This is a genomic window from Azonexus sp. R2A61, from assembly GCF_021401135.1.
Taxonomy (GTDB): Bacteria; Pseudomonadota; Gammaproteobacteria; order Burkholderiales; family Rhodocyclaceae; genus Azonexus.
Genome location: NZ_JACBFO010000001.1, coordinates 465,995 through 489,125, shown reverse-complemented (window position 1 = coordinate 489,125; position 23,131 = coordinate 465,995). Strand labels below are relative to the sequence as shown.

23 protein-coding genes and 1 other RNA gene are annotated in these 23,131 nt (G+C 62.8%); 14 read left to right on the top strand and 10 right to left on the bottom strand.

What is annotated here, in order from left to right:
- Positions 1-68: 68 nt before the first annotated feature.
- Positions 69-671 (top strand): Crp/Fnr family transcriptional regulator, encoded by a 603-nt coding sequence (locus tag L0962_RS02405; protein WP_234083673.1) that lies wholly within the window; start codon positions 69-71, stop codon positions 669-671.
- 23 nt (positions 672-694) lie between these two features.
- Here the strand turns inward: L0962_RS02405 and ssrA are convergent.
- The 4 genes from ssrA to L0962_RS02385 form a co-directional block, all read right to left on the bottom strand.
- Positions 695-1,024: a transfer-messenger RNA gene (ssrA, locus tag L0962_RS02400) on the bottom strand.
- Positions 1,025-1,033: 9 nt separating this feature from the next.
- Positions 1,034-1,555: a hypothetical protein gene (locus L0962_RS02395; RefSeq protein WP_234083670.1), complete on the bottom strand. Its 522-nt coding sequence runs from the start codon at positions 1,553-1,555 to the stop codon at positions 1,034-1,036.
- A gap of 2 nt (positions 1,556-1,557) precedes the next feature.
- Positions 1,558-2,154, bottom strand: a complete 597-nt coding sequence (locus tag L0962_RS02390; RefSeq protein WP_234083669.1) for a riboflavin synthase — start codon at positions 2,152-2,154, stop codon at positions 1,558-1,560.
- A 70-nt stretch (positions 2,155-2,224) separates the two neighbouring features.
- Entirely contained in the window at positions 2,225-3,934 is a 1,710-nt protein-coding gene (locus L0962_RS02385) for a response regulator (RefSeq protein ID WP_234083665.1), read from the bottom strand.
- Positions 3,935-4,076: 142 nt separating this feature from the next.
- Between L0962_RS02385 and mnmG the strand changes: the two genes are divergently transcribed.
- The 13 genes from mnmG (at position 4,077) to L0962_RS02320 (ending at position 15,212) form a co-directional block, all read left to right on the top strand.
- Positions 4,077-5,975: a tRNA uridine-5-carboxymethylaminomethyl(34) synthesis enzyme MnmG gene (gene mnmG / locus L0962_RS02380; RefSeq protein ID WP_234083662.1), complete on the top strand. Its 1,899-nt coding sequence runs from the start codon at positions 4,077-4,079 to the stop codon at positions 5,973-5,975.
- Positions 5,972-6,589, top strand: a complete 618-nt coding sequence (rsmG, locus tag L0962_RS02375) for a 16S rRNA (guanine(527)-N(7))-methyltransferase RsmG (RefSeq protein WP_234083659.1) — start codon at positions 5,972-5,974, stop codon at positions 6,587-6,589. The genes mnmG and rsmG overlap by 4 nt, the downstream gene beginning before the upstream one ends.
- Positions 6,586-7,347 carry a ParA family protein gene (locus L0962_RS02370; RefSeq protein ID WP_234083656.1) on the top strand — a complete coding sequence of 254 codons (762 nt, stop codon included), beginning with the start codon at positions 6,586-6,588 and terminating at the stop codon, positions 7,345-7,347. The genes rsmG and L0962_RS02370 overlap by 4 nt, the downstream gene beginning before the upstream one ends.
- Positions 7,344-8,204, top strand: a complete 861-nt coding sequence (locus L0962_RS02365) for a ParB/RepB/Spo0J family partition protein (RefSeq protein ID WP_234083653.1) — start codon at positions 7,344-7,346, stop codon at positions 8,202-8,204. Before L0962_RS02370 ends, L0962_RS02365 begins: the two co-directional genes overlap by 4 nt.
- 130 nt (positions 8,205-8,334) lie before the next feature.
- Entirely contained in the window at positions 8,335-8,676 is a 342-nt protein-coding gene (locus L0962_RS02360; RefSeq protein WP_234083651.1) for an ATP synthase subunit I, read from the top strand.
- 2 nt (positions 8,677-8,678) lie between these two features.
- Entirely contained in the window at positions 8,679-9,545 is an 867-nt protein-coding gene (gene atpB / locus L0962_RS02355) for a F0F1 ATP synthase subunit A (RefSeq protein ID WP_234083649.1), read from the top strand.
- Between the two features lie 53 nt (positions 9,546-9,598).
- The gene (atpE, locus tag L0962_RS02350; RefSeq protein ID WP_234083646.1) at positions 9,599-9,847 is read left to right on the top strand and encodes a F0F1 ATP synthase subunit C; all 249 of its coding nucleotides are present in this window, start codon (positions 9,599-9,601) and stop codon (positions 9,845-9,847) included.
- Between the two features lie 40 nt (positions 9,848-9,887).
- The gene (locus tag L0962_RS02345) at positions 9,888-10,358 is read left to right on the top strand and encodes a F0F1 ATP synthase subunit B (RefSeq protein WP_234083643.1); all 471 of its coding nucleotides are present in this window, start codon (positions 9,888-9,890) and stop codon (positions 10,356-10,358) included.
- A 3-nt stretch (positions 10,359-10,361) separates the two neighbouring features.
- A complete protein-coding gene (locus L0962_RS02340) occupies positions 10,362-10,895 on the top strand; it encodes a F0F1 ATP synthase subunit delta (RefSeq protein WP_234083640.1) in 534 nt (177 codons plus the stop codon).
- Positions 10,896-10,904: 9 nt separating this feature from the next.
- Positions 10,905-12,443, top strand: a complete 1,539-nt coding sequence (atpA, locus tag L0962_RS02335; protein WP_234083638.1) for a F0F1 ATP synthase subunit alpha — start codon at positions 10,905-10,907, stop codon at positions 12,441-12,443.
- 14 nt (positions 12,444-12,457) lie between these two features.
- Positions 12,458-13,321: a F0F1 ATP synthase subunit gamma gene (atpG, locus tag L0962_RS02330; RefSeq protein WP_234083635.1), complete on the top strand. Its 864-nt coding sequence runs from the start codon at positions 12,458-12,460 to the stop codon at positions 13,319-13,321.
- A gap of 36 nt (positions 13,322-13,357) precedes the next feature.
- Entirely contained in the window at positions 13,358-14,761 is a 1,404-nt protein-coding gene (gene atpD, locus L0962_RS02325; RefSeq protein ID WP_234083632.1) for a F0F1 ATP synthase subunit beta, read from the top strand.
- A gap of 25 nt (positions 14,762-14,786) precedes the next feature.
- Positions 14,787-15,212: a F0F1 ATP synthase subunit epsilon gene (locus tag L0962_RS02320; protein WP_234083629.1), complete on the top strand. Its 426-nt coding sequence runs from the start codon at positions 14,787-14,789 to the stop codon at positions 15,210-15,212.
- 64 nt (positions 15,213-15,276) lie between these two features.
- Here the strand turns inward: L0962_RS02320 and L0962_RS02315 are convergent, their stop codons facing one another.
- The 6 genes from L0962_RS02315 to L0962_RS02290 all read right to left on the bottom strand — a co-directional run bounded on the left by L0962_RS02315 (position 15,277) and on the right by L0962_RS02290 (position 23,071).
- Positions 15,277-15,849: an SCP2 domain-containing protein gene (locus L0962_RS02315; RefSeq protein WP_234083627.1), complete on the bottom strand. Its 573-nt coding sequence runs from the start codon at positions 15,847-15,849 to the stop codon at positions 15,277-15,279.
- 2 nt (positions 15,850-15,851) lie between these two features.
- A complete protein-coding gene (gene ubiE / locus L0962_RS02310; RefSeq protein ID WP_367398015.1) occupies positions 15,852-16,589 on the bottom strand; it encodes a bifunctional demethylmenaquinone methyltransferase/2-methoxy-6-polyprenyl-1,4-benzoquinol methylase UbiE in 738 nt (245 codons plus the stop codon).
- A 3-nt stretch (positions 16,590-16,592) separates the two neighbouring features.
- The gene (locus tag L0962_RS02305) at positions 16,593-17,012 is read right to left on the bottom strand and encodes a gamma-butyrobetaine hydroxylase-like domain-containing protein (RefSeq protein ID WP_234083621.1); all 420 of its coding nucleotides are present in this window, start codon (positions 17,010-17,012) and stop codon (positions 16,593-16,595) included.
- A 37-nt stretch (positions 17,013-17,049) separates the two neighbouring features.
- Positions 17,050-18,660 (bottom strand): hypothetical protein, encoded by a 1,611-nt coding sequence (locus L0962_RS02300; RefSeq protein WP_234083618.1) that lies wholly within the window; start codon positions 18,658-18,660, stop codon positions 17,050-17,052.
- Positions 18,657-19,091, bottom strand: a complete 435-nt coding sequence (locus L0962_RS02295; RefSeq protein ID WP_234083615.1) for an HIT family protein — start codon at positions 19,089-19,091, stop codon at positions 18,657-18,659. Before L0962_RS02295 ends, L0962_RS02300 begins: the two co-directional genes overlap by 4 nt.
- A 104-nt stretch (positions 19,092-19,195) precedes the next feature.
- Positions 19,196-23,071, bottom strand: a complete 3,876-nt coding sequence (locus tag L0962_RS02290) for a DUF3683 domain-containing protein (RefSeq protein ID WP_234083612.1) — start codon at positions 23,069-23,071, stop codon at positions 19,196-19,198.
- Between the last annotated feature and the right edge of the window lie 60 nt (positions 23,072-23,131).

Here is a 23,131-nt window from a genome sequence, read left to right as displayed (position 1 = left end):
GACCCCGATCCGTATCCACCCCGGCCAGCGCGCCGGGGTTTTTGCGTTTCCGGCACAGGAGAATTGAAATGGGCTTCTTTTCCACGGTCGACCGCAGGAAATCCGGACCGACACGGGCCAACCGCGAACACGGTGCCGGCGAGGAGATCTACCGGAGCGGCAACACCGGCCTGGCCTGGCGCGTCGGCAAAGGCGTCGTCCGCCTGGACACGGGCACACCCGATGGCGAGCGCCGTTTCGCCAGCCTGGCGATCGCCGGCGACATCCTCGGCTGCGAAACCCTGCTGTTCGGCGCCTACACCTTCACGGCCAGCGCCTTGACGCATTGCGAACTGCGCCCCTGGCCGGAAGGCGAATCGGCGACCAGCGGCGATTCCCTGCTGGCCTCGCTGGCACAGGCCCAGCAACGGGCCGCCGAGGTCATCGCACTGCGCGGCGGCCAGGCCGTCGATCGCGTGCTCGGTCTGGCCCGACTGCTCGCCGATGGTGCCGGCCGCGTCGTATTACCCACCCGACACGATATCGCCGACATCACCGACCTGCGCTTCGAAACCATCTCGCGTATCGTCAAGCAACTGGAACGCAGCGGCATCCTGGTGGCAACGAAGATCGACGGCGTGCATGCGACTCGCGGCTACTGCCTGCGGGAAAACGACGGCTACGCCCACTGAGGAAGAAAAGCGTGCGACGGATGTGACGACGGGGACCGAAGTCCCCGCCGGCTGTCTTGGGTAATAAGGCTTCAGCGGCCCCAGCTATGCCGATTAGGCGGCAACAGCGAAACGCTCATCGTTGGCGTTTATGGATTTGTGCGGATTACGTCCGTCACCTTTCGGGTTGCCTGCGCACCTTTGCCCGCCCTGTCGAAACCAGTACACCCCCATCGCAAGGACACTCGGTGAATGCCCTTGGGTGGAGGTGAGGGGAATCGAACCCCTGTCCAGAACGCCTCCAGATTGCCGGAATTACAACCATGCCGTGGATTATGGGGGCGTCACCGGGGTTTTTCAAGCCGGGCGGGCCGCAGCGCCGCCTAGCGGCTGCAGTAGTCGCGGAACCAGCCGATGCCGTCGACCCCGCGCAGAGCCTCGGTGGCGGCCGCGGTCGAACGGACGCGCAAGGTCGTCGCATCGAACAGCACGTTGAAGCGGGCCGGTTCGTTCCAGTCGTCGCAATAACGCCATTCCCAGACCAGTTCGTTGCGCGCTTCGTAGCGGATGGTCCAATGGGCAACCGACGGACCGAGGATGCGCACCACCTCGTCGGGCGTCATGTCCGGCCGGATGCGGGCGAAATGCCTTGTATCCAGAACGTTTTCCCGCTGCAGCAGACGACCCGCCGCATCGAAGCGCAGAAACCAGGTGTGGATGCCCTGCGGGCCGCGCGGATAGACCAGGGTTTCGCCGCCATCGGCTTCGCGCCAGCGTACGGCCGGAGCCCCCATCAGCGCTTCGGCCTCGGCCGTGTCGGCACGGCCGGGTTCCAGCCCGCGGCCGTCGTAGCTCGCGCAGGCGGCGAGCCACAGACTGAGCAGCAGGACCAGGCGTGCCGGCAAGGTCAGCCCTCGCGTTCGGCGCTCAGCAGACGCTCGCAATAGCGGGCGATCAGGTCGACTTCGAGATTGACCTTGCTGCCGGACTGCAGGCGGTTCAGCGTGGTGTTTTCCAGCGTGTGCGGAATCAGGTTGATGGTGAAGTCGGTTCCCTTGACCTCGTTGGTCGTCAGGCTGGTGCCATCGACGACGATCGAGCCCTTGCGCGCGATGAACTTGGCGATTTCCTTCGGCGCCCGGATTTCCAGCAGTCGGTTGTCACCAACCGGGTCGAAGCGCAACACTTCGCCGACGCCGTCGACGTGCCCCGACACCAGATGGCCGCCGATCACGTCGTTGAGACGCAGCGCCTTTTCCAGGTTGACCGGACCGGGCGCGTCGAGGCCGACGGTACACGACAGGGTTTCCGGCGACACGTCGACCTGGAAGGCAGCGCCTGCCTTGCCGACGACGGTGAGGCAGACGCCGTTGTGGGCGATCGAATCGCCGAGCGCGACATCGTCGATGTCCAGTTTGCCGGCTTCGACGGTCAGCCGGTAGCCGACTTCCCGCGGCGTCAGGTGGGTGATGCGGCCGACTGCCGCGACGATGCCAGAGAACATGCGAAACCCCGTGCAAAAAATGGGGACTTTATCACGTCGACCGCAGGCCGACGCCGCCGCAGAAGGATGATCAGGCCTCGGTATCGATGCCGTACTTGCGCGCCACCGCCATGTACTGCTGACGCAACGCGACGACGCGCGGATTCTTGCGGTCCTTGCGCTGCGCCCGTTGCAGGTAATCCTGCGCGCGCTCGGCCAGATCGACATCCCAGCCGCGATGATCCATCAGGCTGTAAACGGCCTTGGCGGCATCGAGCAGGAACTGCATGCTCGGTACCTGTTCGGCCGCTTCGACCAGCAAGCGCGCCGCCGCCTCGAGATCGCCGCTGCGGGCCGCCGCCTTGCCGCGCTCGTTGAGGTCGCCGACCTGCCGGCCGATCTGGTCGAGCATGGTGTTGCCCGCCTCCTGACGCCCGGTTTTCTCGAACACGCTGGAGATGTGGTGAATCAGTTGGTTGTCGCCGTGATTCTCGACGGCAACCTGACGCATGATCTGCTGCGCCTGCTCGTCCATGCCGGTCGCGTAACAGGCATGCGCCAGATCGACGGCCAGACGCTGCGAGACATGCTTGCCGGCCAGGGCGTTTTCTTCCTCGACCTCGCGCTGCAGCGTCAACGCCTGTTCGACGTAGGGTTTGGCTTTTTCCGGGGCGCCCTCGGCGGCCAGACAGAGGCTTTCGTTGAGCAGCACGGCCAGTTCCGCCTGCTTGTCGCCGCGCCATTCGCGCTTGAGGTTGGCGGCAATCTTGCGCGATGCATCGACGTCGCCGCGCTCGACCAGCACGCGCGCCAGGTTGGCGTAATCGTCGACGCTGCGCAGCGTCGATCCCTTGCTGCGCTCGATCACCTTGCCGTAGGCCTTTTCGGCGACCAGCAGATCGTAATTGCGCGCCGCCACGTCGCCCACCATGCGCTGCCGCAGGGTGTTGTGCGGCGAGGCTTCGGCGGCTTTCTGCAATACCGCCTGCGCATCCTGCAAGCGCCCCTGGGCTTCATGCACGGCAGCCAGGAAATCGTAGGCCGACAGGTATTCCGGCGCATCGGCCAGCACCTGTTCGGCGAGCGCCGCCGACTCATCGAGCGCCCCGCGATCACGCAACGCCATTGCCAGCCCCATCCGCGCCCAGGGCGCGATACGCCCCTCAAGTACCTTGCGGAACAGGCTTTCGGCTTCATCAACATGACCCAACTGCAGCAGCAGTTCACCCTTGAACCGCAAAGCGTCGTAGGTATAGGCCGGCTGCTGGCGGATCACCCGGTCACAGGCGTCGATTGCCTCTTCCAGCGCACCGCGCTCGATCTGTTCGTAGATCTTGCGCAGCACATGCTTCTTGTAGATCGCACGTACCAGCCTGGCTTGCAGTTGCTCGGCGGTAAACGGCTTGATCAGGTAATCGTCCGGCGTCAGTTCGGCCAGCGACACGACGTTGGTGTAGCCACGTTCGCTGGTGATGATCACGTAGACCGTGCTGGGCGCGATCAGGTGGGCATGGCGCAGTTCTTCGAGCAATTGCTGGCCGTCGCGCCCGTCGTCGAGCACGAAATCGGACAGGATGATGTCGAAGCGGTTGCTCTTGACCTGGCGAATCACCTCGGCCGAATTTCCCGCGCCGTGCACCATCGTCACCCCAAGCGCACTCAGCATCAGACGCAGCGATTCGCGGGCCGGCGAATGACGATCGACGATCAGGACGCGTTTCTTGGTCAGCGACTGATGCAGGACGAGGAGCATTTCCTCGTTGTCGAGCGGGCCGGCGCCCTGGGCTGCGGAGAGATTCATTTCCGGAAAATTACTTGAGATCGTCATGGCCGGCAAGAAAAACCCCGCGGCTTCTGCGGTCGACCGCGCTAAACCTGTGATTTTTCAGCCACCTGACGTAAAATCCGCGGTCCGCTACCGCACTGCAGCAAGGCCGAATTCCATGCTTTATCCCACCCGTTTCGATGTCATCGTCGTCGGCGGCGGCCACGCCGGCACCGAAGCCGCGCTCGCCGCGGCGCGGGCCGGGGCGAGTACGCTGCTGCTGACGCACAACCTCGACACGCTCGGCGCGATGAGCTGCAACCCGTCCATCGGCGGCATCGGCAAGGGCCACCTGGTGCGCGAGGTCGACGCGCTGGGCGGCGCCATGGCGGCGGCGACCGACGAAGCCGGCATCCAGTTCCGCATCCTCAATGCCTCGAAGGGCCCGGCGGTACGCGCCACCCGCGCCCAGGCCGACCGCGTGCTGTACAAGCAGGCGATCCGCACGCGTCTGGAAAATCAGCCGAACCTGACCATTTTCGCCCAGGCCTGCGACGACCTGATCGTCGAGGGCGACCAGGTGTGCGGCGCGGTCACCCAGCTCGGCATCCGCTTTTTGGCCGATTCCGTGGTGTTGACCGCAGGCACCTTCCTCAACGGCAAGATCCACGTCGGGCTGGAGAATTACACCGGCGGGCGCATGGGCGATCCGCCATCGGTGTCGCTGGCCGCCCGCCTCAAGGAACTGAACCTGCCGCAAGGCCGCCTGAAAACCGGCACGCCGCCGCGCCTGGACGGCAAGACCATCGACTTCTCGGTGATGGAAGAGCAGCACTCGGACGATCCGCTGCCGGTGTTTTCCTTCCTCGGCAACGCGGCGCAGCACCCGAAACAACTGCCGTGCTGGATCACCGAAACCAACGAGAAGACGCACGATATCATCCGCAGCGGCCTGGATCGCTCGCCGATGTACACCGGCGTCATCGAAGGCGTCGGCCCGCGCTACTGCCCGTCGATCGAGGACAAGATCCACCGCTTCGCCGACAAGAACCAGCACAACGTCTTCCTCGAACCGGAAGGCCTGACCACGCACGAAATCTACCCGAACGGCGTATCGACCAGCCTGCCCTTCGACATCCAGCTGGCGCTGGTACGCTCGATCAAGGGGCTGGAAAACTGCCACATCCTGCGCCCGGGCTACGCCATCGAATACGACTTCTACGATCCGCGCGGCCTCAAGGACACGCTGGAAACCAAGGCGATCAACGGCCTCTTCTTCGCCGGCCAGATCAACGGCACCACCGGCTACGAGGAAGCCGCCGCGCAGGGCCTGCTCGCCGGCATCAACGCGGTGAATTACGTGCGCGGCCGCGACGGCTGGTGCCCGAAGCGCAACGAGGCCTACCTCGGCGTGCTGGTCGACGATCTGATCACGCGCGGCGTCTCCGATCCCTACCGGATGTTCACCAGCCGCGCCGAATATCGCCTGAGTCTGCGCGAAGACAACGCCGACCTGCGCCTGACCGAGCAGGGCAGGGCGCTCGGCCTGGTCGACGACGTGCGCTGGGACGCCTTCTGCCGCAAGCGTGACGCGATCGCCGGCGAGCAGGAACGCCTGAAATCGACCTGGATCAACCCGAAGATCGTCGCCGCCGACGATTGCCAGCGCGTGCTCGGCAAGGCCATCGACCACGAGTACAACCTGTTCGAGCTGCTGCGCCGGCCGGAAGTCACCTACGGCAGCCTGATTTCGCTGGAAATCGACGGTCGACCGCAGGAACTGCCGGAGATTGACGAAGCGGTGATCGAACAGCTCGAAATCTCCGCCAAGTACCAGGGCTATATCGACCGCCAGGCCGAGGAAGTCGCCAAGTCGGCCAGCTACGAAAACACCGTGCTGCCCGTCGATATCGATTACGGCACGGTCGCCGGCCTGTCCAACGAGGTCAAGCAGAAGCTCAATCAGCACAGGCCGCAGACCATCGGTCAGGCCTCGCGCATCCAGGGCATCACGCCGGCGGCGATCTCGCTGCTGCTGATTCACCTCAAACGTTTCAAGCTGTCGCAAGCCGCATGAGCGCGATCACCCTCGCCAGCGGCCTGGCCGCACTCGGCCTCGACCTGCCCGACGCCGCGCAGCAGCAACTGCTCGCCTTCCGCGACCTGCTGCTCAAGTGGAACAAGACCTACAACCTGACCGCACTGCGCGATCCAGAACAAGCCGTTTCGCACCACCTGCTCGACTCGCTGGCGATCCTGCCGCATGTCAATGACGGCGCCCTGCTCGACGTCGGCGCCGGCGGCGGCCTGCCCGGCATCCCGCTGGCCATCGCCCGGCCGCAACTGGCGGTACGCATGGTCGACACGGTGCAGAAGAAAGCGACCTTCCTGCAGCAGGCGGCGATCCAGCTCGGCCTGAAGAATGTCGCGGTCGACCACGCCCGGGTCGAGGAATTGACCGGCCAGTACGCCCAGATCAGTTCGCGCGCCTTCGCCGAGCTTGGGCTGTTCGTCGAGCTGACCCGCCATCTGCTGGCGCCCGGCGGCCGCTGGCTGGCGATGAAGGGCGTCCGTCCCGACGACGAAATCGCCGCCTTGCCGGCCGACATCACCGTCGACCGCATCGTCCCGCTAGCCGTACCCGGGCTGGACGCCGAAAGACACCTGATCATCCTGAAAGCGGGCCAATGAAAGTCCTCGCCATCACCAACCAGAAGGGCGGCGTCGGCAAGACGACGACCGCCGTCAATCTCGCCGCCTCACTCGGCGCCGAGGGCCAGCGCGTGCTGCTGATCGACATGGATCCGCAGGGCAACGCGACGACCGGCGCCGGCATCACCAAAAAAGATGCGCTGCCGACCGTCTATCAGCTGCTGATCGGCGCCGCCTCGCTGGTCGAGGTGTGCATCAAGACCGAATTCACCTTCGACGTGCTGCCGGCCAATCGCGAACTGGCCGGCGCCGAGGTCGAAATGATCGAACTCGAGCAGCGCGAATACCGACTCAAGAATGCATTGCAGCAGAACCACGACGAATACGATTTCGTGCTGATCGACTGCCCGCCGGCGCTCAACATGCTGACGGTCAATGCGCTGGTCGCCGCCGATTCGGTGCTGATCCCGATGCAGTGCGAGTACTACGCGCTGGAAGGTCTGTCCGACCTCGTCGAGACGCTGCGCAAGGTGCGCCATCACCTGAATCCGCGACTGGAGATCGAAGGCCTGCTGCGCACCATGTATAACGGCCAGAGCACGCTGACCCAGCAGGTGTCGAACGAGCTGGAAAATCACTTCGGCGACAAGGTCTACCGCACCATCGTACCGCGTAACGTACGGCTGGCCGAGGCACCGTCCTACGGCAAGCCGGTCATCGCATTCGACAAGCACTCGAAGGGCGCGCAGGCCTATGCCTCGCTCGCCGGTGAAATCCTCGAAAGGGCCACCAAATGAGCAGATTCAAGGGATTGGGACGGGGTCTGGACGCGCTGCTCGCCGGCAGCGACGCCAAGGCCGAGGACGAACTGCGCAATCTTCCGGTCGACCGGCTGAAACCCGGAAAATACCAGCCGCGCACGCAGATGGACCCGGCATCGCTGGCCGAACTGGCCGCCTCGATCAAGGCCCAGGGCGTCATGCAGCCGATCCTGGTACGCGCCGTCGAACACACGCCGGGCGCCGAGCGCTACGAGATCGTCGCCGGCGAACGCCGTTGGCGCGCCGCCCAGCAGGCCGGCCTGGCCGAAGTACCGGTACTGGTGCGCAGCATTCCGGACGAGCAGGCGCTGGCGATGGCACTGATCGAGAACATCCAGCGCGAAAATCTCAATCCGCTGGAAGAAGCGCAGGGCCTGCAACGGCTGATCGACGAATTCGGCCTGACCCACCAGCAGGCCGCCGATGCCGTCGGCCGTTCGCGTCCCGCCGCGTCCAATTTGTTGCGTTTATTGCAGTTGACCGCAGCCGTCCAGGAACTGTTGATGGCCGGCAAGCTGGACATGGGCCATGCCCGCGCCCTGCTGCCGCTGCCCGGCGCACAACAGATTGCCGTGGCCCAGCGCATCGTGCAGAAAAACCTGTCGGTCCGCGAGGCCGAACGACTGGTCCACCAGATCACGCATCCGCCGAAGAAATCGGCACCGGCACCGGTCGACCGCGACCTGCTGCGCTTGCAGGAAGAAATTGCCGATGCGGTCGGCGCAGCGGTCGCCATTCGCAGCAACCGCAAAGGCGCCGGCAAGATCACCATCGAATTCGGCGACCTCGATCAACTGGAAGGCATTCTCGGCCGTCTGCGCCATGCAGGATAAACACGGGACAACACCGCCGCGCCGGGGTTGCTGCATTGCGGTAAACCCTTAATTTTCATTGACGGTGTTTTTTCAAGTCTTGTATCATTTAGGTCTGTGTGGCAAAGCCGGTCAACGATTGCAAGGCACCATGTTCAAGGCAATTTATCTGCAGTGTGGTGCAGCAGCGATAACAGCCATCGTGGCCGGCGCGATGATTGGAATTCGGGGGTTCGTTTCGGTAGGAGTCGCGGCACTGGCCGCCATTCTTCCCAACCTGTTCTTCGCCATCCGGCTGACGATGCTCAAAGCGCGCCCGGATGCGTCGTACGCAGCGAACTTCTTCATTGGTGAATTCCTGAAGATCGCAGCCACCGTGGGAATTTTGGCAATCGCCATCAAGGGATATCCCGAGATGCACTGGCCGAGTTTGCTGATCGGTCTGGCGATTGTGTTACATGCCGGTTTTTTAGCGTTTTGGAAGAAATCCTGACCATGTCTACCGCAGGCCACGAAGCAGCAGAGAACGCGCCTACTGCAGGCGAATACATCGTTCACCACCTGACCCACTGGAATACCACCGGTCACGCCCAGACGTCGATTGTCGACTTCTCCGTACTCAACATCGATACGCTGATCTTTTCCGTCCTGATGGGCGTGCTTGGTCTGTTCGTGATGTGGCGCGTCGCCAAGAGCGCCACCTCCGGCGTGCCGGGTCGCATGCAGGCGGCGGTCGAAATCGTCCTCGAAATGGTCAATGACCAGGCCAAGGGCATCGTGCATAGCGCCGAATCGCGCAAGTTCGTCGGCCCGCTGGCCCTCACCGTGTTCATCTGGATCTTCCTGATGAACTCGATGGACTTCCTGCCGGTCGATCTGTTGCCGATGCTCTGGCAAACCGTTTCCGGCGACCACCATGCCTACCTGCGCGTCGTGCCGAGTGCCGACCTTAACGGGACCCTGGGCATGTCGATCGGTGTCCTGCTGATCTGTCTGTACTACAACGTGAAGATCAAGGGCTTCGGTGGCTGGGTGCATGAACTCTTCACCGCGCCGTTCGGCAGCCATCCGGTTCTCTACCCGATCAACTTCGCCATGCAGATGATCGAGTTCCTGGCCAAGACCGTCTCCCACGGCATGCGGCTGTTCGGCAACATGTACGCCGGCGAGCTGGTGTTCATGCTGATCGCGCTGATGGGCGCCGCCTGGGCCGGTACCGCAACGGGCGTCTTCCTGTTCGCCGGCCACGTCATCGCCGGGTCGATCTGGGCCATCTTCCACATCCTGATCGTCGCACTGCAAGCCTTCATCTTCATGATGTTGACGCTGGTGTATGTCGGCCAGGCTCACGAAGCTCACTGATTTTTAATGTCGTACCCCAACCTTTTTATTTCTTAACTTAGCAAGGAGTTGTCATGGAACACGTTCTCGGTTTTGTTGCTCTGGCTGCCGGCCTGATCATTGGTCTGGGCGCTATCGGTGCCTGTATCGGTATCGGCCTGATGGGCGGCAAGTACATTGAAGCTTCGGCTCGTCAGCCGGAACTGATGAACGCCCTGCAGACCAAGATGTTCCTGCTGGCCGGCCTGATCGACGCCGCCTTCCTGATCGGCGTCGGTATCGCCATGATGTTCGCCTTCGCCAACCCGTTCAAGCTGATCTGATCGATCCTCTTCCGACCAACCTTTAGAAGAGGATAGAACCGTGAATCTGAACGCAACGCTGTTCGCACAGCTGGTTGTGTTCTTCATTCTGGCGTGGTTCACGATGCAATTCGTGTGGCCGCCCATTGTGAAGGCGCTCGACGAGCGTGCGAAGAAGATCGCGGATGGTCTGGCTGCCGCCGAACGCGGCAAGCAGGATCTCGAACTGGCCACCAAGCGTTCGACGGAAGCGCTCCGCGAAGGCAAGGAAAAGGCAGCAGAACTGATCGCCAACGCTGAAAAGCGCGGCACCCAACTGATCGAGGAAGCCAAGGCAAACGCCAAGGCCGAAGCCGACCGCATCGTCGCCGGTGCCAAGGCCGAAATCGAGCAGGAGGCCGTCCGTGCCAAGGAGCAACTGCGCGAACAGGTTGCCGCTCTGGTGGTTACCGGCGCCGAGCAGATTCTGCGTCGCGAGATCAACGCCCAGGCTCATTCCGACATTCTGGCCCAGATCAAACAGGATCTGTAACCCATGGCCGAATCCGTCACCATCGCTCGCCCCTACGCCGAAGCCGCCTACAAGCTGGCCAAGGAAACCGGGGCTCAGGGCACCTGGTCGCAGCGCCTGCAGAAGCTGGCGCTGATCGCCCAGGATGGGGAAATGGCTCAGCTCATGGGCAACCCCCGGCTCTCCGCTGAACAGGTTGCCGAACTCTTCATCTCGCTGTCCGATGACAGCGATACCGTGTTCGGCAATTTCGTTCGTACCCTCGCAGAAAACCGGCGTCTCGCACTCCTGCCGGAGGTTTCCCGGCTTTTCGAACTGGCCCGCAGCCAGGAAGAAGGGGTCCAGGAGGCGGTGGTGTACTCCGCATTCCCGATTGACGAAGCCCAGGTCTCTGCCCTGCTGCAGCAACTGGAACCCCGTTTCGGAACCCGCCTGACCGCTCGCGTCGAGATCGACCCGAGCCTGATCGGTGGTGTGCGGGTCACCGTCGGTGACCAGATGCTGGATGCTTCAGTCCGCGGCAAACTCGATGCCATGGCCGTGGCACTGAACAACTAGGAGATTTTCATGCAGTTGAATCCTTCCGAAATTTCTGAACTGATCAAGAGCAAGATCCAGAACCTGCAAGGCGCATCGGAAGTGCGTACGCAGGGCACCGTGGTTTCCGTCACCGACGGTATCTGCCGCGTGCATGGCTTGCAGGACGTCATGCAAGGTGAAATGCTGGAATTCCCCGGCAACACCATCGGCATGGCGCTCAACCTCGAGCGCGACTCCGTCGGCGCCGTCATCCTGGGCGAATACGAGCACATCTCGGAAGGCGACACGGTCAAGACGACCGGCCGCATCCTGGAAGTGCCGGTTGGCCCGGAACTGCTCGGCCGCGTGGTCAACACCCTCGGTCAGCCGATCGACGGCAAGGGCCCGATCAACGCCAAGCTGACCGACAAGATCGAAAAGGTCGCCCCCGGCGTGATCTGGCGCAAATCGGTTTCGCAACCGGTGCAAACCGGCCTGAAGTGCGTCGACTCGATGGTTCCGGTTGGCCGGGGCCAGCGCGAACTGATCATCGGCGACCGCCAGACCGGCAAGACCGCCGTCGCTGTCGACACGATCATCAACCAGAAGGGCAAGAACCTCCTCTGCGTTTATGTCGCCGTCGGCCAGAAGGCTTCCACCATCGCCAACGTCGTGCGCAAGCTCGAAGAGCACGGTGCGCTGGAATACACCATCGTCGTCGCTGCCTCCGCCTCGGAATCCGCCGCACTGCAATACCTGGCACCGTATGCCGGCTGCACGATGGGTGAGTATTTCCGCGACCGCGGCCAGGACGCCCTGATCATTTACGACGATCTGACCAAGCAGGCCTGGGGCTACCGTCAGGTTTCCCTGCTGCTGCGCCGTCCGCCGGGCCGTGAAGCCTACCCGGGCGACGTTTTCTACCTGCACTCCCGTCTGCTCGAGCGTGCTGCTCGCGTTTCCGAAGAGTGGGTCGAGAAGTTCACCAACGGCGAGATCAAGGGCAAGACCGGTTCGCTGACCGCATTGCCGGTGATCGAAACGCAGGCCGGTGACGTTTCCGCCTTCGTTCCGACCAACGTCATCTCGATTACCGACGGTCAGATCTTCCTGGAAACCGACCTGTTCAACGCCGGCATCCGTCCCGCGATCAACGCCGGTATCTCGGTGTCCCGCGTCGGCGGTGCAGCCCAGACCAAGCTGATCAAGAAGCTTGGTGGCGGTGTTCGTCTGGCCCTGGCTCAGTACCGTGAACTCGCAGCCTTTGCCCAGTTTGCTTCCGATCTCGACGAAGCGACCCGCAAGCAGCTGGAACGCGGCCGTCTGGTCACCGAACTGATGAAGCAGGCGCAATACTCCCCGATGAGCATCTCCGAGATGGCCGTCACGCTGTACGCTGCCGACAAGGGCTACTTCGACGATGTCGAAGTCAAGCGCGCGCTCGAATGCGAAAAGGCGATGATCAGCTACCTGAAATCCAACCATGCCGACGTTCTGAGCACCATGGAGTCGTCCGCCGATCTGTCCGGCGACTCGGAAAAGGCACTGGCTGCCGGCATCCAGGCTTTCAAGAGCACCTGGGCCTGATCTAGGAGAACGCCATGCCTAGCGGCAAGGAAATTCGCAACAAGATCAAAAGCGTCGAGAACACGCGCAAGATCACCAAGGCCATGGAGATGGTGGCCGCATCCAAAATGCGCAAGGCGCAGGATCGGATGCGGGCTGCTCGTCCCTATGGCGAAAAGATCCGGCGCGTGGCAAGCAACCTCTCGCATGCTTTGACCGAGTACAAGCATCCGTTCCTGGAAAAGCGCGAGCCGAAGGCCGTGGGTATCGTCCTGGTCACGTCGGACAAAGGTCTGTGCGGCGGTCTGAATTCCAACGTCTTGCGCCTGGTACTGGGCAAGATGAAGGAATTCGACAGCCAGCAGATCAAGTTCCAGGCGACCTGTGTCGGCAACAAGGGGCTGGGCTTCATGCAGCGCGCCGGTGCGAAGATCGTTTCGCACGTCGTCGCGTTGGGTGACACCCCGCACCTGGAAAAGCTGATCGGGCCGCTGAAGGTTCAGCTCGACGCCTACATGAAGGGCGAAATCGACGCGCTGTATATCGGCTACACCCGCTTCATCAACACGATGAAGCAGGAACCGGTTTTCGAAAAGCTGCTCCCGCTGGCCGACGACGTCGTCAAGACCGATCATCAGCCGGGCTGGGACTATGTCTACGAGCCGGAAGCCCAGCCTGTTATCGACGACCTGCTGCTCCGTTACGTCGAAGCCTTGATTTACCAGGCCGTTGCGGAAAACATGGCCTCCGAGCAATCGGCCCGGATGGTTGCCATGAAGTCTGCTTCCGACAACGCCAAGAACGTCATCGGTGAATTGAAGCTGGTCTATAACAAGGCCCGTCAGGCCGCGATTACCAAGGAACTCTCGGAAATCGTCAGCGGCGCCGCCGCAGTCTGACGAAGCGCGAAGCTTTTAATTATTGGGGATTTGAATATGAGTCAAGGTTCCATCGTTCAGTGTATCGGCGCAGTTGTGGACATCCACTTCCCGCGCGACGCGATGCCGAAGGTCTACGACGCACTCAAGCTCGACGCCTCCGAAGAGAACGGCATGGTTGAAACCGGCCTGACCTTCGAAGTGCAGCAGCAGCTGGGTGACGGCGTTGTCCGTACCATCGCCATGGGTTCTTCCGACGGCTTGCGCCGCGGCATGAAGGTCAACAACACCGGCGCCGGCATTTCCGTGCCGGTCGGCATGGGCACGCTGGGTCGCATCATGGACGTCCTCGGCCGTCCGATCGACGAAGCGGGTCCGATCGACAGCGACGAACTGCGCGAAATCCACGCTGCCGCACCGAAGTTCGACGAACTGTCGTCCTCCGTCGACCTGCTCGAAACCGGCATCAAGGTTATCGACCTGATCTGCCCGTTCGCCAAGGGCGGCAAGGTCGGCCTGTTCGGCGGCGCCGGCGTCGGCAAGACCGTCAACATGATGGAGTTGATCAACAACATCGCCAAGCAACACTCGGGTCTGTCCGTGTTTGCCGGTGTTGGTGAGCGTACCCGCGAAGGTAACGACTTCTACCATGAAATGAAGGACTCCAACGTTCTCGACAAGGTGGCGATGGTGTTCGGTCAGATGAACGAACCCCCGGGCAACCGTCTGCGCGTTGCGCTGACCGGTCTGACCATGGCCGAACGTTTCCGTGACGACGGCCGTGACATCCTGTTCTTCGTCGACAACATCTATCGCTACACGCTGGCCGGTACGGAAGTTTCCGCACTGCTCGGCCGTATGCCTTCCGCCGTGGGCTATCAGCCGACGCTGGCTGAAGAAATGGGCCGTCTGCAAGAGCGTATCACCTCCACCAAGGTTGGCTCGATCACCTCCATCCAGGCCGTTTACGTGCCTGCGGATGACTTGACCGATCCGTCCCCGGCAACGACCTTCCTGCACTTGGACTCCACGGTCGTGCTGTCGCGTGACATCGCCTCGCTGGGTATCTACCCGGCCGTCGATCCGCTCGACTCCACCTCCCGCCAGCTCGATCCGCAGATCGTCGGTGAAGAGCACTACGGTGTCGCCCGTGCCGTGCAGATCACGCTGCAGCGCTACAAGGAACTGCGCGACATCATCGCGATTCTGGGCATGGACGAACTGTCGCCGGAAGACAAGCTGGCCGTGTCCCGCGCCCGCAAGATCCAGCGTTTCCTGTCGCAGCCGTTCCACGTTGCTGAAGTCTTCACGGGTTCCCCGGGCAAGTTCGTGCCGCTCAAGGAAACCATCAAGGGCTTCAAGGGCATCGTGAACGGCGAATACGATCACCTGCCGGAACAGGCCTTCTACATGGTCGGTGGCATCGAAGAAGCCGTCGAAAAGGCGAAGACGCTGCAGTAATGCGGCCTCAGCATAGGAGCCAGTAATGGTTATGACCGTTCATTGCGATGTCGTCAGTGCCGAAGAATCGATCTTCTCCGGCTTGGTCGAAATCGCGGTGTTCCCCGGCGAAGCCGGGGAACTCGGCATCCTGCCGCAACATACCCCGCTGTTGACCCGCATCAAGCCCGGCACCATTCGTCTGAAGGTGCCGGACCAGAGCGAGTTCGAGCTGGTGTATGTCTCCGGTGGCATGCTGGAAGTCCAGCCCGACACGATCACCGTGCTGGCTGATACCGCGATTCGTGCCCATGACCTCGACGAAGCCAAGGCTCTCGAAGCCAAAAAGCATGCCGAGGAAGTGCTCGCCAATCGCCAGGCGGAGATGGATTACGCCGCGGCGGAAGCCGAGCTGGCCGAAGCCATCGCCCAGCTGCAAGCAATTCAGCGTCTGCGCAAGCACACCCACTGAGCGGAAACGCCCAGCAAAAAAGGCAGCCAACCGGCTGCCTTTTTTCATTTGTCGCGACCTTCGTTTACAGCCGGTCGATGCGCTTTTCCAGGCGCGCCAGATCGTCCCGCAGACGATCGACGTCGATGACGAAAGCCTGTACGGCATGACGATTCGCCGTCACGCCGTTGTTTTCCTCCGACAGATACTCGCCAAGATTGGCCCCCAGACGATGTCCGGCTTCCCGCAAGGCGGCGCCGGCAACCAGCGCCCCCTGGTGCAGTCGCCGGGCAGCCATGTCGCCAACCAGACGCGCCAGGTCAGCCTCGGCATCCCAGCGCAGATTGCGGAATACGAAGGCCAGCACTTCCGTCAGATCGGCCGAGCCGCTCAAACGGGCCTCGCCCAGCAGGCTGTCGCGGTCGACCATCGCCCGGGCCGCAAAATCGTCGGGCAGCACGATCGTGACGTCCGGCGTGGCAGAGGTCTCCGCCACCGAGAACCGTCCGTCGCCGGCAATACCCAGATGCACCCGGAAAGCCCCGGCAAACAACGCCAGATGCGCGCCGGCATGCGGACGCAAGCGTTCAGTCGCCCATGGCGCATCGTCGAGCAGGTGGTTGAGCAGCGGCAACAGCAGCCGTTCGGACAGCGCCATGGTCAGAACTTGAAGCCGCGGTGCAGCGCAACGACGCCGAGCGCCAGATTGAAGTATTCGACGCGCTCGAAACCGACCTGCTCCATCATGGCCTTCAGTTCTTCCTGCCCCGGGTGCATGCGGATCGATTCGGACAGATAACGATAACTGTCCGAATCGTTGGTGACCAGCTGGCCAACCCGGGGAATGATCTGGAAGGAATAGAAATCATAGATCGGCGCCAGCGGCGCCCAGACCTTGGAAAATTCGAGGACCAGCAAGCGACCGCCCGGACGCAGCACACGCAGCATTTCGGCCAGCGCGCCGTCCTTGTGCGTCATGTTGCGCAATCCGAAGGCGACCGTGACACAGTCGAACCAGTTGTCCGGGAAAGGCAGCTTTTCGGCATCGCATTGCGCGACCGGCAGCAGATAGCCCTTGTCCATCAGGCGATCGCGTCCGCGGGCCAGCATCGCGTTGTTGATGTCGGTCAGCCAGACCTGGCCGGATTTGCCGACGCGCTTGGCAAATGCCAGCGACAGATCGCCCGTACCGCCGGCCACATCGAGCACACGCGATCCTTCGCGGACACCGGCGCGATCGATCGCGAAGGCTTTCCACAACCGGTGCATGCCGCCCGACATCAGATCGTTCATCACATCGTAACGATTGGCGACGGAATCGAAGACGCCCCGCACGCGGCGGGCCTTTTCCTGCTCGGCCACCGTTTCGTAGCCAAAATGGGTGGTTTCGTTTTTCATCATTCAGTGATGTTGACCGCAAGCGTGGGCGGCAGGCGGCCGCGAAGTGCTGTCGATGTCGCGCGAAGCGCCCTGGCGTGCCAGTTGATCAAGATATTCCTGCCACAGCGCATCGCGATGGATCGCCAGATTGTGCAGCAGGTCCCAGGTATAGAGACCGCTGTCATGACCATCCGAAAAAACCAGCTTGAGGGCGTAGGTCCCGACCGGTTCGACGCCGAGCAGTTCGACCTGGCGCTTGCCGGTCTGCAGGATTTCCTGGCCCGGCGCATGACCGCGCGCTTCGGCCGAAGGGGTGAAGACGCGCAGGTACTCCGCGTCGAGCCGATAAGCTTTACCGTCGTAGACCAGTTCCAGCACCCGCGATTTCTGATGCAACCTGATCTCCTCGGGTAGCGGAGTATCCTTTTCCATGCCGGCCATGCCTGTCCTCCTTGCGAAGGCAGCTAGTTTACCCGACTCACAACGGGATGTAGCTGATCCGGTCGAAATCGCTGCCCCGGTAAAGGATGTGATTCATCCGCGCACGCTGGACGAAATCGCCGGAAAAGAACTGCAGGTTGCGTCCTGCCTGGTAGAAACCGGAGGGAACGACCAGTGAGCTTTCCTCCTGGATCGCCGGCAGCGGCGGCAGCAGGAAGCCGGGAACGTAACGATCGACGGTCGGCGTACCATCCCCGTCCAACGGCCGGACGCCGATACCGCGCGGCAGTCCGGGCAGGGTGGCGATGCCGGCGATCAGCCCGCCGCCGGCTTCCTCCATCAACCAGGCGACGTAACCGATCAGGAACTGCTCGCCGTCGTGCGGGCAGATCGCCAGCAACTGGGCATGCTGAATCTTGCCGCCGACCACCGAGCGCGCCATCCGGAAGCCGCTGGCCGAATGATTGATCACCGACCATTCCTCGTGCGGGAAACTGACGGTCGGCTTGATGACCAGCGCCTGGCCCGGTTCGGCGCGGTCGCGGAAGGTGAACAGGGCGTCGAAATCGCTGCGCGAGTAGGCCGACGCGCTGTCCGGCTGCAGAAAAGCCTCGCCGCTGACGAAGAAGAACATTGCTTCGAAACCGGTGGCCAGGCGCGCCGTCCCTTCGCTGGCAAAACGCCGGAAACGACGCGGCGAGGCGGCCTGACTCCATGGGCGCGCAAGCTGTTCCAGCAGTTGCACGACATGGCCCGAGGTTTCTTCCCCCAATCCCAGTTGCGACGGTGTGATGCGCATGCGCAGCTGGGTCAGCACGTGATTGATCTGCAGGCTCAGACGAGTGGTATCGATCCGCCGCACGTCGCTGGTCGGTCCTTCGATCGGCGAACCCGGGTGCAGCGGCGCATCCTTCATGAATTCGACGATGTAGGGCGGCACGGCCAGATCGTCGTCGAGCGGGTGCACCGACACCAGCGGCGCCCACATCGTCGCCCAGCGACGGATCAGACTTTGATTGCGCACGCTGTTGCTATAGGGACCGGCAACGTCGACCAGCAGCAGGGCGACGTAAGCGGCAGTGCAATGGGTCGCCTGCAGGTTGCTGCTTTCCAGCGGATCGACCACCGGCGTGCAGGCAACGCCCCATTCCTCGGCCGTCGCGTAATAGCCGTGCAGATCGAGCCAGATGCCCTCCGGCAGTTCCCGGCGGGCCCGGTAATGTTCGACGATGACCATGCCCGTGTAGTACAGGCAGCGATGCAGAATGGTCGCCACCAGGGTCAGGTAGTCAGGGTTCTCGGCAGCGGGATTTTCCAGCCGCGCGCACAATGCGTACGCCTTGCCCAGCTTGCGCCAGACCGAGACGACCTGCTGGAAACAGGACTCTTCCTCGTCGGTGAGCGGTACCGGCTTGTTGTGATAGCGCCGGGCGATTTCCTCTTCGACGAAGGACAACGGTGCCCGTGCCTGTTCGAGCAGTTGATAAAGCACGCCGGGATCGGGCGGCGCCAGCAGCAGGGCATCGAGAAAATCCTGCAGTTGTCGCTCTGCGGCAAGCGGATTGGCCAGCTTGAGCGAACTGAGGTAAGCCAGGCCTTCGTCGAGGGTCCTGATCACCACTGCATTGCGCTGGCGCGTATCGTTCATGCCCCTTCCTCCTCCATCTCCGGCAATAATTCCCTCAATGTGGCCAGCATGGCAGCGTCGCTGACGTCGGCGCGCCTCGGTGCCGCGGGGCGCTGAACACTACCCCAGACCGGTTCGGGAAAATGCCGGTCATCCTGCCAGCGTGCAATGATATGCCAATGGAGATGTGGAACAACATTTCCGAAGCTGGCCAGGTTGATCTTGTCCGGCGCATAGTGCCGGCGGACCGCCTGTTCGACCGCCAGCACGGCGCGCAGCAGCGGCCATTGACGGTCGGCGGCGAGGTCGCTCATCTCGCGCACGTGGGCATTCCAGATGACCCGGTAAAAGCCGGCGTAGTGGGCGTCCACAACCCTGACGATACGGTAATCGGCCCCCTGCCACAGCACGACACCACCCGGATTCGCGCAAAGTTCACAGCTGCTGCTCATTCAGCCACGCTCCTGATCGGCCGGGGCGGCAAGCGCCCCGATTCCACAAACGGGAAAGGGATTTTCGCAGATTTCCACGGTCGACCGCGGAAATCCGCAAAAATTCAGAGCAGGACGCGTTCGATGCCGCCGGAATTGGCCTTGCCGACGTAGTCGGCCATCCAGTTGTCGCCAAGCAGGTACTTCGCCATCTCGACGACGATGTAGTCCGCCTTCGTCCCGGCATCGTCGTCGTAACGGGAAAGCCCCTGCAGGCAGGCCGGGCAGGAGGTCAGGATCTTGACGTCGCCCTGGAAGCCGTCGGCACGCAACTTTTCGGCGCCTTTCTCGATTTCCTGCTGCTTGCGGAACTTCACCTGGGTGGCGATATCCGGCCGCGAATAGGCGAAGGAACCGGAGTCGCCGCAACAGCGGTCGGTCAGCGGCACGTCCTGGCCCATCAGCGTCTTGGTCACGGCCAGCGGGTTGTAGGCCTTCATCGGCGTGTGGCAGGGGTCGTGGTACATGTAGCGCGTCCCTTCGACACCTTCCAGCTTCAGCCCCTTTTCCATCAGGTATTCGTGGATGTCGAGCAGGCGGCAGCCGGGGAATATCTTCTCGAACTGGTACTTCTGCAGCTGATCCATGCAGGTACCGCAGGAGACGATCACCGTCTTGATGTCGAGATAGTTCAGCGTCGTCGCCAGACGATGGAAGAGCACGCGGTTATCGGTGGTGATCTTCTGGCCCTTGTCGTCGTCGCCGGAGGAGGTCTGCGGATAGCCACAGCACAGGTAACCCGGCGGCAGCACGGTGGTGGCACCGACTTCGTAAAGCATCGCCTGCGTCGCCAGGCCGACCTGCGAGAACAGGCGCTCGGAGCCGCAGCCCGGGAAGTAGAAGACGGCATCCGACTCCTCGGTCGTCTTCTTCGGGTTGCGGATCACCGGGATGACCTTGTCGTCCTCGATGTCGAGCAGCGCACGCGAGGTGCGCTTGGGCAGGTTGCCCGGCATCGGCCGGTTGAGGAAGTGGATGACCTGGGTCTTGACCGTCGGCGCGCCGAGCGAGGCCGGCGGATGCTTGCGCGTGTCCTGGACCAGGTGCAGCGCCTTGGCCGCCTTGTGCGCCAGACGCTGGGCCTTGAAGCCGAAGTCCATCATGACGCCGCGCATCAGCTTGATGGTCGCCGGGTCCTTCAGGTTCAGGTAGGTCATCGCCGCCGCAGTGCCCGGACTGAAGCGCTTCTTGTCCTGTTTGCGCAGGAAGTTGCGCATCGCCACCGAAACATCGCCGAAATCGATGTCGACCGGGCAAGGCTTGAAACAGCGATGGCAGATCGTGCAATGGTCGGCGACGTCGTTGAACTCGTCGAAGTGCTTGAGCGAAATGCCGCGCCGGGTCTGCTCTTCATAAAGGAAGGCCTCGACCAGCAGCGAGGTGGCGAGAATCTTGTTGCGCGGGCTGTAGAGCAGGTTGGCGCGCGGCACGTGGGTCGAGCAGACCGGCTTGCACTTGCCGCAGCGCAGGCAGTCCTTGACCATCTCGGAAATCTTGCCGATCTCGGATTGCTCCATGATCAGCGATTCGGTGCCGAGCAGGCTGAACGACGGCGTGTAGGCGTTGCTCAGGTCGCCACCGTGCATCAGCTTGCCCTTGTTGAAGCGACCGTGCGGGTCGACCTTCTGCTTGTAGGCGCGGAAGGGGCCAATTTCCTCGTCGGTCAGGAATTCCAGCTTGGTGATGCCGATGCCGTGCTCGCCGGAAATCACGCCGTCCAGGCCACGCGCCAGGTGCATGATGCGTTCGACCGCCTTGTTGGCCGTCTGCAACATCGCGTAGTTGTCGGAGTTGACCGGGATGTTGGTGTGCACGTTGCCGTCGCCGGCATGCATGTGCAGCGCGACGAAGACGCGGCCGCGCAGGACTTCCTTGTGGATTGCCTCGATCCGCTCGAGGATCGGCCGATAGATCGTGCCGTCGAAGATCTTGGCCAGGCGCGCCTTCAGCTCCTGCTTCCACGAGGTGCGCACGGAATAATCCTGCAGCCGGTGGAAGAGGGTGGGATTGGCGGCCTTGTTGCTCAGTTCGCCGGCGACCACGCCGTAAGACGCGAAGCGCGACTCGGCTTCGGCCAGCGGCAGGTCGAGGTTCTCCAGCAGCCATTCCCAGCGCAGGCGGACGGCCTCGACATAGTCCAGGGCAGCCTGCCGGCGGTCGCCGATCAGCACGTCCTTGTCGAGATTGGCGTCGCCCGAGTGCAGCGGCAGGTCGCCCTTGAGGAAGTCGGCCAGCGCATCGCACAGCGCCAGCTTGTTCTGCGTCGACAGCTCGATGTTGATGCGCTCGATGCCGTCGCAGTATTCGCCCATGCGCGGCAGTGGAATGACCACGTCTTCATTGACCTTGAAGGCGTTGGTGTGGCGCGAGATCGCTGCGGTGCGCGAACGGTCGAGCCAGAATTTCTTGCGCGTTTCGGCGTCGACCGCAATGAAGCCTTCGGCGGCGCGCAGGTTGCACATGCGCACGACCTCCGAGGCGGCGGCCATCACCGCCTTCTCGTCGTGACCGACGATGTCGCCGATCAACACCATCTTCGGGCGGCCGTGGCGCTTGGCCTTGGTCGCGTAGCCGACCGCCTTCACATAGCGCTCGTCGAGGTGTTCGAGGCCGGCCAGCTGGACGCCGGCAGCGTTACCGGCACCGCCCGGCTTGAAGTAGTCGGTGATCTCGACGATCGCCGGCACCGCTTCGCGCACCTGGCCGAAAAATTCCAGGCAGACGGTCCGCGTCACCGGCGGCATCTTGTGCAGCACCCAGCGGGCGGCGACGATGATGCCATCGGTGCCTTCCTTCTGCACGCCGGGAATGCCGCCGAGGAACTTGTCGGTGACGTCCTTGCCCAGCCCGATCTTGCGGCAGGCAGCGCCGGGCATGACCAGGATTTCCTCGCCGAGGAATTTCTTGCCGGAAGGATCGAAACGCTTGACGCGGAATTCGACGTTCTCCTGCTCGTGGATCTTGCCGTAGTTGTGATTGACGCGTTCGACTTCCAGCCAGTTGCCGTCCGGGTCGACCATCTTCCACCAGGCCAGGTTGTCGAGCGCGGTACCCCACAGCACGGCCTTCTTGCCGCCGGCGTTCATGGCGATGTTGCCGCCGATGCAGGAGGCGGAAGCCGAGGTCGGGTCGACGGCAAAGACGCGACCGGCCGCGCTGGCGGCTTCGGCAACGCGCTCGGTGACAACCCCGGCGCCGGTACGAATCGTCGCGTACGGCGTTTCGTGGCCGGCCAGCACCAGTTCCTCGACCGGGCCGATGTCGATCAGCTTCTCGGTGTTGATCACCGCCGAATGCGGCGTCAGCGGCACGGCGCCGCCGGTATAGCCGGTACCACCGCCACGCGGGATGATGGTCAGGCCGGCCTCGATGCAGCCACGCACGAGGTGGCCGATCTCTTCCTCGGTGTCGGGATAGAGGACGACGAAGGGGTATTCGACACGCCAGTCGGTGGCATCGGTGACGTGCGAGACGCGGGCCAGGCCGTCGAAGGCGATGTTGTCCTTGCGCGTGTGCTTGCCGAGATATTTCAGCACCTTGCGGCGCAGGTCCAGGGTTTCGCCGAAACGCGCCTCGAAGCGGTTGACCGCCTCGTGCGCCGCCTCGACCAGGCGTTTGACCTTGGCCGAGCGTTCCCGATCTTCCCCCTCGCTTTCCGCACGCCGCTTCTCGACCTCGCGCAAACGGTGACGCAGCGCCTCGACCAGCGCATCGCGCCGGCCGCGGTTATGCAGCAGATCGTCTTCGAGGTAAGGATTGCGCTGAACGACCCAGATATCCCCGAGCACCTCGTAGAGCATCCGCGCCGAACGGCCGGTGACGCGTTCGCCGCGCAGTTCGTCGAGTACTGCCCAGTTGTCGGCGCCGAGCAGACGGATGACGATCTCGCGGTCGGAGAACGAGGTGTAGTTGTAGGGAATTTCGCGCAGGCGGGCAGTCATGTAAGCAGCCAGGTCCGTCAAAAGGTGGATTTTAGCGTATTGAGCAACAACTCGCGGGGC

What these genes read in the sequence shown, in the direction of transcription:
- L0962_RS02405 (WP_234083673.1), top strand. Translation starts at nt 69, where the DNA reads ATGGGCTTCTTTTCCACGGTCGACCGCAGGAAATCCGGACCGACACGG.
- L0962_RS02390 (WP_234083669.1), bottom strand. Translation starts at nt 2,154, where the DNA reads ATGTTCTCTGGCATCGTCGCGGCAGTCGGCCGCATCACCCACCTGACG.
- L0962_RS02385 (WP_234083665.1), bottom strand. Translation starts at nt 3,934, where the DNA reads ATGAATCTCTCCGCAGCCCAGGGCGCCGGCCCGCTCGACAACGAGGAA.
- mnmG (WP_234083662.1), top strand. Translation starts at nt 4,077, where the DNA reads ATGCTTTATCCCACCCGTTTCGATGTCATCGTCGTCGGCGGCGGCCAC.
- rsmG (WP_234083659.1), top strand. Translation starts at nt 5,972, where the DNA reads ATGAGCGCGATCACCCTCGCCAGCGGCCTGGCCGCACTCGGCCTCGAC.
- L0962_RS02370 (WP_234083656.1), top strand. Translation starts at nt 6,586, where the DNA reads ATGAAAGTCCTCGCCATCACCAACCAGAAGGGCGGCGTCGGCAAGACG.
- L0962_RS02365 (WP_234083653.1), top strand. Translation starts at nt 7,344, where the DNA reads ATGAGCAGATTCAAGGGATTGGGACGGGGTCTGGACGCGCTGCTCGCC.
- L0962_RS02360 (WP_234083651.1), top strand. Translation starts at nt 8,335, where the DNA reads ATGTTCAAGGCAATTTATCTGCAGTGTGGTGCAGCAGCGATAACAGCC.
- atpB (WP_234083649.1), top strand. Translation starts at nt 8,679, where the DNA reads ATGTCTACCGCAGGCCACGAAGCAGCAGAGAACGCGCCTACTGCAGGC.
- atpE (WP_234083646.1), top strand. Translation starts at nt 9,599, where the DNA reads ATGGAACACGTTCTCGGTTTTGTTGCTCTGGCTGCCGGCCTGATCATT.
- L0962_RS02340 (WP_234083640.1), top strand. Translation starts at nt 10,362, where the DNA reads ATGGCCGAATCCGTCACCATCGCTCGCCCCTACGCCGAAGCCGCCTAC.
- atpA (WP_234083638.1), top strand. Translation starts at nt 10,905, where the DNA reads ATGCAGTTGAATCCTTCCGAAATTTCTGAACTGATCAAGAGCAAGATC.
- atpG (WP_234083635.1), top strand. Translation starts at nt 12,458, where the DNA reads ATGCCTAGCGGCAAGGAAATTCGCAACAAGATCAAAAGCGTCGAGAAC.
- atpD (WP_234083632.1), top strand. Translation starts at nt 13,358, where the DNA reads ATGAGTCAAGGTTCCATCGTTCAGTGTATCGGCGCAGTTGTGGACATC.
- L0962_RS02320 (WP_234083629.1), top strand. Translation starts at nt 14,787, where the DNA reads ATGGTTATGACCGTTCATTGCGATGTCGTCAGTGCCGAAGAATCGATC.
- L0962_RS02315 (WP_234083627.1), bottom strand. Translation starts at nt 15,849, where the DNA reads ATGGCGCTGTCCGAACGGCTGCTGTTGCCGCTGCTCAACCACCTGCTC.
- ubiE (WP_367398015.1), bottom strand. Translation starts at nt 16,589, where the DNA reads ATGAAAAACGAAACCACCCATTTTGGCTACGAAACGGTGGCCGAGCAG.
- L0962_RS02305 (WP_234083621.1), bottom strand. Translation starts at nt 17,012, where the DNA reads ATGGCCGGCATGGAAAAGGATACTCCGCTACCCGAGGAGATCAGGTTG.
- L0962_RS02300 (WP_234083618.1), bottom strand. Translation starts at nt 18,660, where the DNA reads ATGAACGATACGCGCCAGCGCAATGCAGTGGTGATCAGGACCCTCGAC.
- L0962_RS02295 (WP_234083615.1), bottom strand. Translation starts at nt 19,091, where the DNA reads ATGAGCAGCAGCTGTGAACTTTGCGCGAATCCGGGTGGTGTCGTGCTG.
- L0962_RS02290 (WP_234083612.1), bottom strand. Translation starts at nt 23,071, where the DNA reads ATGACTGCCCGCCTGCGCGAAATTCCCTACAACTACACCTCGTTCTCC.